Source organism: Curtobacterium sp. VKM Ac-2865 (genome assembly GCF_015350905.1).
Taxonomy (GTDB): Bacteria; Actinomycetota; Actinomycetes; order Actinomycetales; family Microbacteriaceae; genus Curtobacterium.
In genome coordinates, this window is the sequence record NZ_JADKRZ010000002.1 from 363,109 (window position 1) to 375,175 (window position 12,067).

Here is a 12,067-nt window from a genome sequence, read left to right on the forward strand (position 1 = left end):
CGGTGCAGTGCGTGGGTGTTCCGCGCGCAGGCAGGAGCACTCTCGACATGGCATCAGCATCTGACGACGACCGACAGGACTCGCTCAGCGAGCAGGCCCAGCAGAGCGAGTCGTCCTACGGCGCAGACCAGATCCAGGTGCTCGAGGGGCTCGAGGCCGTCCGCAAGCGCCCCGGCATGTACATCGGCTCGACGGGCCCGCGCGGTCTCCACCACCTCGTGCAGGAGATCGTCGACAACTCCGTCGATGAGGCCCTCGCCGGGTACTGCGACACCATCGACATCACGATCCGCGAGGACGGCGGCGTCCGCGTGGTCGACAACGGCCGCGGCATCCCCGTGGACGTGCACTCGGCCGAGGGTGTCTCGACGCTCCAGGTCGTCCTGACCGTCCTGCACGCCGGCGGCAAGTTCGGTGGCGGCGGCTACGCGGTCTCCGGTGGTCTGCACGGTGTCGGTTCCTCCGTCGTGAACGCGCTCTCGAGCGAACTCGACGTCGAGGTCCGCCGGCAGGGCCACGTCTGGCGGCAGAGCTACACCGACGGCGTCCCGGTCGCCCCTGTCTCGCAGGACGAAGAGACCACCGAGACCGGCACGACGATCACGTTCTGGCCGAACGCCGAGATCTTCGAGTCGATCGACTTCGACTACGAGACCCTGCGCGCACGCTTCCAGCAGATGGCGTTCCTCAACAAGGGCCTGCGTCTGAACCTGCGCGACGAGCGCACCCCGGACGAGGGCGAGGAGTCGCGCCACGACAGCTTCCGCTACGACCGCGGGCTCGCCGACTACGTCGAGTACCTCGGTGCGCAGAAGAAGGCCGACCTGGTGCACCCGGACGTCATCGGCTTCGAGTCCGAGGACACCGAGCGCAAGATCGCGCTCGAGGTCGCGATGCAGTGGAACACCTCGTACCAGGAGAGCGTCCACACCTTCGCGAACACGATCAACACGCACGAGGGCGGCACCCACGAAGAGGGCTTCCGCGCAGCGCTCACGACGCTGGTCAACCGCTACGCGCGTGAGGCCAAGATCATCAAGGAGAAGGACGACAACCTCACGGGTGACGACATCCGTGAAGGGCTGACGGCTGTCATCTCCGTGAAGCTCGCCGAACCGCAGTTCGAGGGCCAGACGAAGACCAAGCTCGGCAACACCGAGGCCAAGTCCTTCGTCCAGCGTGTCGTCGGCACCGAGCTCACCCACTGGTTCGAGAGCAACCCGACCCAGGCCCGCGACGTCGTCCGCAAGGCGATCCAGGCCTCGCAGGCACGGCTCGCGGCCCGCAAGGCCCGCGAGACCACGCGGCGCAAGGGGCTGCTCGAGTCGGGCGGCATGCCCGGCAAGCTCAAGGACTGCCAGTCGAAGGACCCGACCCTGTCGGAGATCTTCATGGTCGAGGGTGACTCCGCCGGTGGTTCCGCCGTGCAGGGCCGCAACCCGATGACCCAGGCGATCCTGCCCCTCCGCGGCAAGATCCTGAACGTCGAGAAGGCCCGCCTCGACCGCGCCCTGGCCAACCAGGAGATCCAGTCGATGATCACGGCGTTCGGCGCCGGCATCGGTGAGGACTTCGACCCGGACAAGGCCAGGTACCACAAGATCGTGCTGATGGCCGATGCCGACGTCGACGGCCAGCACATCACGACGCTCCTGCTGACGCTGCTGTTCCGCTACATGCGGCCGCTCATCGAGCGCGGCTACGTCTACCTCGCGCAGCCGCCGCTGTACCGCCTGAAGTGGTCGAACTCCGCGCACGAGTACGTCTTCAGCGACCGTGAGCGCGACGCCCTGCTGCAGTCGGGCATCGCCTCGGGCAAGCGCATCCCGAAGGACAACGGGATCCAGCGCTACAAGGGCCTCGGCGAGATGGACTACAAGGAGCTCTGGGACACCACCATGAACCCGGACACCCGCACCCTGCTGCAGGTCACGCTCGAGGACGCAGCCGCGGTGGACAGCACCTTCGCCACGCTCATGGGCGAGGACGTGGACGCCCGTCGCCAGTTCATCCAGCAGAACGCGAAGGACGTCCGGTTCCTGGACATCTGATCACCGGCCTGGAGGCGCGGCGCGAGCCGCGTGCTCTGGTCCTGACCACCTGTGGTCGCGCCCGGCGCGACGAACGCCACCACGGCCTCCCGGCCGTCAGAAAGGTAGCCGAGCCAGATGGCTGACGAGAACGAAACCAACGACGACCAGCCCGAGATCGTGCACGGAGAGGTCGGGGACATCGTCGTCTCCGGCGACCGCATCTCGCAGGTCGACCTGCAGCTCGAGATGCAGCGGTCGTACCTCGACTACGCCATGTCGGTCATCGTCGGGCGCGCGCTGCCCGAGGTCCGTGACGGCCTGAAGCCCGTCCACCGTCGCGTGCTGTACGCGATGTACGACGGTGGCTACCGGCCGGACCGGGCCTTCTCGAAGTGCTCGCGCGTCGTCGGCGACGTGATGGGCCAGTTCCACCCGCACGGCGACAGCGCGATCTACGACGCACTCGTCCGCCTGGTGCAGCCGTGGTCGCTCCGCTACCCGCTCGCGCTCGGTCAGGGCAACTTCGGGTCGCCCGGCAACGACGGCGCCGCGGCCCCGCGGTACACCGAGACCAAGATGGCGCCGCTCGCCATGGAGATGGTCCGGGACATCGACGAGGAGACCGTCGACTTCCAGGACAACTACGACGGTCGCACGCAGGAGCCGGCGATCCTGCCGGCGCGGTTCCCGAACCTGCTCGTCAACGGCTCCGTCGGCATCGCGGTCGGCATGGCGACGAACATCCCGCCGCACAACCTGCGCGAGGTCGCCTCCGGCGCGAAGTGGGCGCTCGAGAACCCGGACGCCACGCGTGAAGAGCTGCTCGCGGCGCTGATGCAGCGCATCAAGGGACCGGACTTCCCGACCGGCGCGCAGATCCTCGGCGTCAAGGGCATCCAGGACGCCTACCGGACCGGCCGCGGGTCGATCACCATGCGTGCCGTCGTCAGCGTCGAGGAGATCCAGGCTCGGACCTGCCTGGTCGTCACCGAGCTGCCGTACCAGGTCAACCCCGACAACCTCGCGATCAAGATCGCCGAGCTGGTCAAGGACGGCCGTCTCGCCGGCGTCGCCGACATCCGCGACGAGACCTCCGGACGAACCGGTCAGCGCCTGGTCATCGTGCTCAAGCGCGACGCCGTCGCCAAGGTCGTGCTGAACAACCTCTACAAGCACACGCAGCTGCAGGAGAACTTCGGCGCGAACATGCTGGCGATCGTCGACGGTGTCCCGCGCACCCTGGCGCTCGACGGCTTCATCTCGGCATGGGTCGACCACCAGGTCGAGGTCATCGTCCGCCGCACCCAGTACCGCCTGCGCGAGGCCGAGAAGCGCGCGCACATCCTGCGCGGCTACCTGGCAGCGCTCGACGCCCTCGACGAGGTCATCGCGCTCATCCGCCGGTCGCCCGACGTCGAAGAGGCCCGCAGCGGCCTGATGGACCTGCTGTCCGTCGACGAGATCCAGGCCCGCGCGATCCTCGAGCTGCAGCTGCGCCGTCTGGCCGCGCTGGAGCGACAGAAGATCCACGAGGAAGCCGAGGCGCTCGAGCTCAAGATCGCCGACTTCGAGGACATCCTCGCCCGCCCGGAGCGCCAGCGTCGCATCATCGGCGAGGAGCTCGACGAGATCGTCGAGCGCTTCGGTGACGACCGCCGCAGCGAGATCATGTTCGGGTACGACGGCGACATGTCGATCGAGGACCTCATCCCCGAGGAAGAGGTCGTCGTCACCATCACCCGCGGTGGCTACGTCAAGCGCACGCGCAGCGACCAGTACCGCGCGCAGCACCGCGGCGGGCGTGGCGTCCGTGGCGCTCAGCTCCGCGCCGACGACGTCGTCGAGCACTTCTTCGTCACGACGACGCACCACTGGCTGCTGTTCCTCACCGACCAGGGCCGCGTCTACCGCGCCAAGGCCTACGAGCTGCAGGAGGCCGGCCGCGACGCCAAGGGCCAGCACTCCGCCAACCTGCTCGCCATGCAGCCGGACGAGCGGATCCAGCAGGTCCTCGACATCCGGGACTACGAGGCCGCTCAGTACCTCGTGCTCGCGACGGAGCACGGACTGGTCAAGAAGACCGCGCTGACCGAGTACGACACGAACCGCACCGGCGGCATCATCGCGATCAACCTGCGCGACGGTGACAAGCTCCGGTCGGCGCTGCTCGTGGACGAGACCGACGACCTGCTCCTGGTCTCGCGCCACGGCATGTCCCTCCGGTTCACGGCGACGAACGACACGCTCCGCCCGATGGGTCGCTCGACCTCCGGCGTGAAGGGCATGTCCTTCCGCGACGGCGACTCGCTGCTCGCCGCACGGGTGGTCTCGGACGACGGCTTCGTGTGGGTCATGACCGAGGGCGGCTACGCCAAGCGCACCTCCGTCGACCAGTACCGCATCCAGGGCCGTGGTGGTCTCGGCATCAAGGTGGCCAAGCTGGCCGCCGACCGCGGCGACCTCGTGGGGGCGCTCATCGTGGGTGAGGACGACGAGGTGCTCGTCGTGCTGCAATCGGGCAAGGTGGTAAGGTCTGCCGTGGCCGAGGTCCCCGCCAAGGGCCGAGACACGATGGGAGTCGTCTTCGCGCGCTTCGCGGAGAACGACCGGATCATCGCGGTGGCCCAGAACACAGAGCGGAACCTGGACGACCAGGACGACCCCGAGATCGAGCCTGCGGGCCCGGTGGAGACGGTGAGCCCGGACGAAGCGGCTCCCGACCCCGCCGACACAGTGCCCACGGACACCGTGGCCGGAGAGGACCAGTCAAGCAATGAGTAGTGTCGCCGAGAAGCTCCAGAGGAAGGCGAAGCGTCCCGTCGGCACCCGACAGGTCCGTCTGCGCCTCGTCTACCTCGACTTCTGGTCGGTGGTGAAGCTGAGCTTCCTCATCGCCCTCGCCGGCAGCATCGTGATCGTCGTCGCCACCGCGCTGGTCTGGCTCATCCTCAACCAGACCGGGGTGTTCGAGAAGATCGACATGCTGTTGAAGGACGTCACCGGGCAGAACGGGTACTCGATCATGGACCAGTTCTCACTGGGCCAGGTCCTCGGGTTCTCGATCGTCGTCGGCATCCTCAACGTCGTCGTCGGCACCGTGCTCGGCGCGATCGTGAGCGTCCTGTACAACCTCAGCGTGCGGATCACGGGCGGTCTGCTCGTGGGCTTCACCAACAACTGACACACCCGGCCGGATGAGGCCATCCGCTCGATTTCGTTCCCACGACTTCCTGCGGTAGGCTTTCATCCGGTCTGAGGGGCTATAGCTCAGGCGGTTAGAGCGCTTCGCTGATAACGAAGAGGTCCAAGGTTCAAGTCCTTGTAGCCCCACCACAACTCAACTCCCGCGTCGGAAGTCTCGACGTGGCGGCCGTCTCGGTCGCTCCGGGGCCTTAGCTCAGTTGGTAGAGCGCTGCCTTTGCAAGGCAGATGTCAGGAGTTCGAATCTCCTAGGCTCCACTCGCAACAGCCCCTGGACGGTGACCCGGTCGCCGACCAGGGGCGTTCTGCTGTCCGGGGGCGTGCCGCCCACGTCCCTGTGTGCCTGCGTGGCTGTGTGTCTGCGTGCTCGGCCGGCCGCGAGTGGTCACAACATCCCGCTCATGTCCGCCGAGTGGTCGCGACCGGTCGGCTGGGCGCGCAGCCATCGACGGTCTGTGGCCGGTGGGCGGGACTCGCTCGGTGTGTCGTGACCGGTGGGCGGGCCGGGAGGCTGCGGGCGGAGCTGCCACGCGCCTCCCGTCCGGTGCGTGGCCAGCCGGCGGCGGTGGTGGTGAGGTCGCAGTTCGTGTCGGGTCCGCGGGTCCGGAGGCGACACGGAGTGCGATCTCAGCGCGGTGGTTGGGCGCGAGCCGTCGGCGCGCGGCGCCGGAGGCGACTGGCCCTGACCGGTGGCGGGGTGCGAGCGGGGTGTCGCGACCGGTGGGCGGGCCGGGAGGCTCACGCCGGGGCCGCCACGCGCGTCCCGGCCGGTGCCTGGCCGGCCGGCGGCGGTGGTGAGGTCGCAGTTCGTGTCGGGTCCGCAAGGCCGGAGGCGACACGGAGTGCGACCTCAGCGCGGTGGGTGGGCGCGAGCCGTCGGCGCGCGGCGCCACAGGCGACGGGTCCTGGCCGGTGGCGGGGCCGAGCGGGGTGTCGCGACCGATGGGCGGGCCGGGAGGCTCACGCTGGGGCCGCCACGCGCCTCCCGTCCGTCGCATGGCCGACCCGGCGGCGGCGGTGAGGTCGCAGTTCGTGTCGGGTCCGCGAGGCCGGAGGCGACACGAAGTGCGATCTCACCGCGGTGGGTGGGCGCGAGCCGTCGGCGCGCGGCGCCGCAGGCGACGGGTCCTAGCCGGCCGGCGGACGCGCGCGGGGTGTCGTGACCGGTGGGCGGGCCGGGAGGCTCACGCCGGGGCCGCCACGCGCCTCCCGTCCGTCGCATGGCCGGCCTGGCGGCGGTGAGGTCGCAGTTGGTGTCGGGTCCGGCTGCGCTGAGGCGACACGGAGTGCGATCTCACCGCGGCGGGTGGGCGCGACGGAACGGACCCCCGGGAACGACGACGGGCCCCGGCGCAGTGCCGGGGCCCGTCGTCCGAACCGGAGAGGTCAGGCTGCGGACTTGTCCGCGGAGTCGGAGTCGTCGGCGACCCAGAGGTCGTCGTCGGCTCGGAGCGTCTGGTACGCGGCGTAGGCAGCACCAGCGACGGCAACGACACCGACGATGATCAGTGCGACACCACCGAAGCCGAGGCCCTTCTTCTGCTGCGACGGGACGTACTTCGCAGCGGCCTTCTTCGCGGCCTTGCTCTTCTTCTGAGCGTTCTTCACGAGCTTCTTGACGCGGGGGTCCTTCGCGAGGTCGCCCACGCTCATGACCGAACCCGCGGTCGAGACCAGGCCGGGGATGACCTCGGTCTGGAAACGGTGCGAAGCGGTCTGTGCAGCCGAGCTGGCAGCGTGGACACCCGTGGCGACAGCCGGGCGGATGCCGTTGTCGATCGCGTTCTGCACGCGGGGTGCGATGTCCTTGCGTGCTGCGTCGGCGGCGTGCGAGCGGGCCTCGGCGAGGATCTCGTTCGCGTGCTCGAGCACCTTGCGCTGCTCACCGAGGAGCGAGGCGGTCTTGCCCTTGAGCTTCTTGATCTGCTTCCGGCGCTTGCGCGGCAGTTCGATCGTCGTCATCTGGTACCTCCATCGGAACGGCGTGCCCCCATCCTGCCACCGCAGCGCCTGACAGGTCACGGAGTCGTACCTGTGGGTACCGTCTGTACGCAGGGGACGCATGCGAGAATCGGAACATGTCTCTGCACACCGCTGTCGCAACGATCCACACGAACAAGGGCGACATCCGCGTCAACCTGTTCGGCAACCACGCACCGAAGACCGTCAAGAACTTCGTCGACCTGGCCACCGGCCAGCAGGAGTGGACCCACCCGGGCACCGGCAAGGTCTCCACCGACAAGCTCTACGACGGCGTGGTCTTCCACCGCATCATCAAGGACTTCATGATCCAGGGCGGCGACCCGCTCGGCCAGGGCATCGGCGGCCCGGGCTACCGGTTCGACGACGAGATCTCCCCGGAGCTCACCTTCCAGAACCCGTACATCTTCGCGATGGCCAACGCCGGCCTGCAGGGTGGCCGCGGCACGAACGGCTCGCAGTTCTTCATCACGACGGTGGCGACCCCCTGGCTCCAGGGCAAGCACACCATCTTCGGTGAGGTCGCCGACGACGAGTCCCGCGCCGTGGTCGACGCGATCGAGGGCGTGCCAACCGACGGCCGTGACAAGCCCGTCGAGGACGTCGTCATCAACAGCATCGACGTCGAGTCCGTCTGACCTTGACCGACCAGGCGTACAACCCGGCGAACTACTGCTACCGGCACCCGGACCGGCAGAGCTTCATCCTCTGCCAGCGGTGCGGACGGACGATCTGCACCGAGTGCCAGACGCCGGCGGCCGTCGGGGTGCACTGCCCTGAGTGCGTCCGCGAGCAGCGGGCGCAGTTCACGGCGAACCGTCGTGCGACCGGACCCAGCGGGTTCACGGTCGCACGGCGGCGCTTCGCCATGCTCGACCAGAAGGCCACGGTCGTCATCGTCGCGGTCTCGGTCGTGATCTGGCTGCTCGACCAGGTGTCCGGGCGCTTCTTCACGCAGCTGCTCGGGTACAACGCGTACTACCTGCCGACGCAGCCCTGGCGGATGGTGACGTCACTGTTCGTCCACTCCGGGCTCTTCCACATCCTGTTCAACATGTGGGCGGTGTTCATCTTCGGACGGATGCTCGAGAACATGCTCGGGACGTGGCGGTTCCTCGCGCTGTACTTCCTGTCGGGCCTCGGCGGCTCGATGGCCGTCACCCTGCTGGCCCCGACGACCTCGGTGGTCGGAGCCTCCGGGGCGATCTTCGGCCTGTTCGCGGCGTTCTTCGTCCTGCAGCGCAGCCTCGGCTCGAACGCGGTCTCGCTGCTCGTGATCATGGGGCTCAACCTCGTGATCGGGTTCCTCCCCGGGACGAACATCTCGTGGCAGGCCCACGTCGGTGGCATCGCGGTGGGCTTCCTGACCGGGTACGTGTTCTCGAAGACCCGCAACGTCCGGCAGCGAGGGCTCCAGATCGCCCTGCTCATCGGAGAAGCGGTGCTCATCATCGCGCTGACGGTCGTCGGCTACGTCTTGGCGCTCGCCTGACGACCTGACCGAGCCGCGCACCGCGAACGCCCGGCGCACCGCGAACGCCCGGCGCACCGCGAACGCTCGGCGCACCGCGAACGCTCGGCGCACTGCGAACGCCCCGTCACTGCTGTGGCGGGGCGTTTTCGTACCTGTGGACAACTCGGTGAGTTACACGGGTGTGATTATCCCCATTGTGGAAACACCTGTGGACAACTCCGGGGTCTGGGTGTGGAACCCGATGTGGAGAACGCCGACTTCTGTGGAGAACCACGATCTGAGCGGCTCCGACGGCCGTTCCCTGTGGAGAACGAGAACGCCCGCCGCACCGAGGGGAGCAGCGGGCGTCGTCAGGAGATCGGGGTCGGGTTCAGCGCCACCGTGTGGTCATCAGGAAGCCGACGAACATGATGCCGAAGCCGACGAGGATGTTCCACGAGTTCAGCGACGGGACGGGCAGCGTGCCCTGGGAGATGTAGAAGACGATCACCCAGGCGAGCCCGATCAGCATGAATCCGAACATGACCGGCTTGAACCACACGGGGTTGGGCTGATCGCCCGCCGTGTCGACCGAGTCGGCTCGGGTGGTCGTCCGGGCGGGCTTGGTGCGGTCCTTGTCCTTGGCCATGGCCGGTATCCTACCGTGAACATGTGTGCGCAGGGGCTGCACAGAGCCTCTGCACGACCCTCACGAGTACGGTGAACCGACCATGACCAGGATCCTCGTCGTCGACAACTACGACAGCTTCGTCTACACGCTCAACGGCTACGTGCAGCAGCTCGGCGCGCAGACCGACGTCGTCCGGAACGACGCCTTCCCCGAGTCCGAGATCGCCGACCGGCTCGCCGAGTACGACGGCGTGCTGCTCTCGCCCGGACCGGGTACCCCCGGGGACGCCGGCGTCTCGATCGCCACGGTGCACGCGGCCATCGACGCCGACAAGCCCCTGCTCGGCGTCTGCCTGGGGCACCAGGCCATCGCCGAGGCGCTGGGCGCAACCGTGACGCACGCCGAGGAGCTCATGCACGGCAAGACCTCGCAGGTCGACCACGACGACAGCACGCTGTTCGCCGGGGTCCCGCACCCGTTCACCGCGACGCGGTACCACTCGCTCGCGATCGTGGACGGCACCGTGCCCGACGAACTCACCGTGACGGCCAGGACCGGCGGCGGCGTGATCATGGGCGTGCAGCACCAGGACGCCCGCGTCTACGGCGTGCAGTTCCACCCGGAGTCCGTCCTCACCGAGGGCGGGTACCGGATGGTCGGCAACTGGCTCGAGACCACCGGGCTGACCGGTGCGGCCGACCGCGCCGCGGGCCTCGGCCCGCTGATCGCGTCCCGACAGGCCTGAAGCACCTCGGCAGCCCGGCACGGCGCCGGTCTGCCGTGGACCTGTGGACCACCGGACTGGAGGCCCGTCACGGCGCCGCCACGAGCCTCCAGTCCGGTGGTGGTCTGGACCCGCAGCGCTGACGGGACGGCTCAGTTGCCGCCGTCACCGCCGTCGTCGCCGCCGCCGTCCTGACCGGGCTGGCCGCCCGTGTCACCCGTCGGTGCCGAGGGCGCCGCGGGACGGTCAGGAGCGGCGCAGTAGGTGAGCGTCACGGTGCTGCCCTGGGCGATGTCGCCGGCCGGCGCGCTCTGCTGCGTGACGGTGCTGCCGGTGCAGGAGCTGGTCGGCTGCGGCTGCACGGTGAGGCCCAGCCCGGCGAGGGTGGCGTTGGCCGTCTCGAATGGCTGCTGCTGCACGTTCGGCAGCTGCACGAGACCGTTCGACACCCGGAGGTTCACGACCGTGCCCTTGGCGTGGGCGGAGCCGGAGGCCGGGTCAGAGCCCAGGACCGTCCCCTCGGGGACGGTCGTCGAGTAGTCGGAGGTGATCGAGCCGATCTCGAAGCCGGCGGTCTTCAGGGACTGTTCGGCGTCGGCCTGGGCCTGGTTCGCCACGTCGGGGATCGCGACCTGCTCGGGTCCGAGGGAGACCACGACCCGGATGTCCTGCTGCCGTGCCACTGCCGTGCCGGAGCCGGGCTCGGTGCGGATCACCGAACCACGGGACACGTCGTCGGAGTTCTCCTCCACGCGCATCGGCTTCAGGTCGCGTCGTTCGAGGGCGCTCGACGCGGAGTTCCAGGTGGCGCCGACCACGTTCGGGACGCTCACCGACGACGAGATCGGGGCCTGGCCGGGCTGCAGGTTGGCCACCCAGAACCCGACACCGGTGATGACCGCGATCGTCAGCAGGATGCCGACCCAGATCCACGCGACCGGCGGGCGGTTCTGCGTGCGCTGGGGGCGGTGCTCCTGGGTGTCGTCGAGCTCGCGGAAGGCGACCTCGGAGTTCGTGGTGGTGCGCGGGTTGACCCCGAAGAGCATCGTCGAGGCGTCGTTCGCCCGCTGCTGCTGGAGCTTCTTCGTCGACGCGGGGACCTGACCCGCTGCTGCCTGCTCGAGGTCGCGGCGGAACTCCGCGGCGTTCTGGAAGCGCCGCGTGCGGTCCTTCACCAGGGCGTGCAGGGTCACGGCGTCGATGGCCGGGGAGACCACGGGCGTGATCGTCGACGGGGGGACGGGCTGCTCGCTGACGTGCTGGTAGGCGACGGCGACGGGCGAGTCCCCGAGGAACGGCGGGCGCCCCGTGAGCAGCTCGAACAGGACGACACCGGTGGAGTAGAGGTCGGTGCGGGCGTCGACGGTCTCCCCGCGTGCCTGCTCCGGCGAGAAGTACGACGCGGTGCCGAGGATGGAGGTGGTCTGCGCGACCGTGGCGGAGGTGTCGGTGATGGCTCGGGCGATGCCGAAGTCCATGACCTTGACCTGGCCGGTGGTGGTGACCATGACGTTGGCGGGCTTGATGTCGCGGTGGACGACGCCGGCGCGGTGCGAGTACTCGAGCGCGGTGAGGATGCCGCTGGTGATGCGGACGGCTTCGGCCTGGTCGACGGGGCCCTCGGCGATGATCTCGCTGAGTGGACGGCCCTCGACGTGCTCCATCACGATGAACGGCACCTGGACCTCGGCGCCGGAGTTCTCGGTGATGGTCTCCTCGCCGGCGTCGTACACGCGGACGATCGTCGGGTGCGCCATGCGCGCCGCTGCCTGGGCTTCCTGACGGAACCGGGTGCGGAAGGCCGGGTCGTTCGCCAGGCTCGGCTTGAGGAGCTTGACGGCCACGCGACGGCCGAGCCGCGTGTCCTGACCGACGTGCACCGTGGCCATGCCGCCACGGCCGATCACGTCGCCGATCTCGTAGCGGTTGGCGAGGAGGGTGATCCCCGCGGTCACACCTTCAGGCACGTACTCCTCCGAATGTCCGTCCGCGCAAGTGTACGACAGGGGTCCCTGACGAGACGCTGGCCGCGGGGCCGTCCAGAC

The 12,067-nt window shown here is 69.0% G+C and carries 9 protein-coding genes and 2 tRNA genes; 8 read left to right on the plus strand and 3 right to left on the minus strand.

What is annotated here, in order from left to right; genetic code table 11:
• Window positions 1-47 precede the first annotated feature (47 nt).
• The 5 genes from gyrB to ITJ54_RS06850 all read left to right on the plus strand — a co-directional run bounded on the left by gyrB (window position 48) and on the right by ITJ54_RS06850 (window position 5,492).
• Window positions 48-2,051 carry a DNA topoisomerase (ATP-hydrolyzing) subunit B gene (gene gyrB, locus ITJ54_RS06830; RefSeq protein ID WP_194626786.1) on the plus strand — a complete coding sequence of 668 codons (2,004 nt, stop codon included), beginning with the start codon at window positions 48-50 and terminating at the stop codon, window positions 2,049-2,051.
• 117 nt (window positions 2,052-2,168) lie between these two features.
• On the plus strand, window positions 2,169-4,814 hold the full coding sequence (gyrA, locus tag ITJ54_RS06835) for a DNA gyrase subunit A (RefSeq protein ID WP_194626787.1): 2,646 nt from the start codon (window positions 2,169-2,171) through the stop codon (window positions 4,812-4,814).
• A complete protein-coding gene (locus ITJ54_RS06840) occupies window positions 4,807-5,214 on the plus strand; it encodes a DUF3566 domain-containing protein (protein ID WP_194626788.1) in 408 nt (135 codons plus the stop codon). Before gyrA ends, ITJ54_RS06840 begins: the two co-directional genes overlap by 8 nt.
• A 75-nt stretch (window positions 5,215-5,289) precedes the next feature.
• Window positions 5,290-5,366 (plus strand) — tRNA-Ile (locus tag ITJ54_RS06845).
• Between the two features lie 53 nt (window positions 5,367-5,419).
• Window positions 5,420-5,492 (plus strand) — tRNA-Ala (locus tag ITJ54_RS06850).
• A 1,128-nt stretch (window positions 5,493-6,620) separates the two neighbouring features.
• Here ITJ54_RS06850 and ITJ54_RS06855 read toward each other — a convergent pair.
• Entirely contained in the window at window positions 6,621-7,196 is a 576-nt protein-coding gene (locus tag ITJ54_RS06855) for a hypothetical protein (protein WP_194626790.1), read from the minus strand.
• Window positions 7,197-7,312: 116 nt separating this feature from the next.
• Here ITJ54_RS06855 and ITJ54_RS06860 point away from each other — a divergent pair, with 116 nt between their 5' ends.
• Complete coding sequence (locus tag ITJ54_RS06860; protein WP_194626792.1) at window positions 7,313-7,852, plus strand: peptidylprolyl isomerase; 540 nt, start codon at window positions 7,313-7,315, stop codon at window positions 7,850-7,852.
• A gap of 2 nt (window positions 7,853-7,854) precedes the next feature.
• Entirely contained in the window at window positions 7,855-8,706 is an 852-nt protein-coding gene (locus tag ITJ54_RS06865) for a rhomboid family intramembrane serine protease (RefSeq protein ID WP_194626794.1), read from the plus strand.
• A gap of 352 nt (window positions 8,707-9,058) precedes the next feature.
• On the opposite strand, the gene ITJ54_RS06870 is transcribed toward ITJ54_RS06865, so the two are convergent.
• A complete protein-coding gene (locus ITJ54_RS06870; protein ID WP_071278537.1) occupies window positions 9,059-9,316 on the minus strand; it encodes a cell division protein CrgA in 258 nt (85 codons plus the stop codon).
• Window positions 9,317-9,398: 82 nt separating this feature from the next.
• Between ITJ54_RS06870 and ITJ54_RS06875 the strand changes: the two genes are divergently transcribed.
• Window positions 9,399-10,043, plus strand: a complete 645-nt coding sequence (locus ITJ54_RS06875; protein ID WP_071278539.1) for an anthranilate synthase component II — start codon at window positions 9,399-9,401, stop codon at window positions 10,041-10,043.
• A 131-nt stretch (window positions 10,044-10,174) separates the two neighbouring features.
• On the opposite strand, the gene pknB is transcribed toward ITJ54_RS06875, so the two are convergent.
• A complete protein-coding gene (gene pknB / locus ITJ54_RS06880) occupies window positions 10,175-11,989 on the minus strand; it encodes a Stk1 family PASTA domain-containing Ser/Thr kinase (protein ID WP_323741617.1) in 1,815 nt (604 codons plus the stop codon).
• Window positions 11,990-12,067 lie beyond the last annotated feature (78 nt).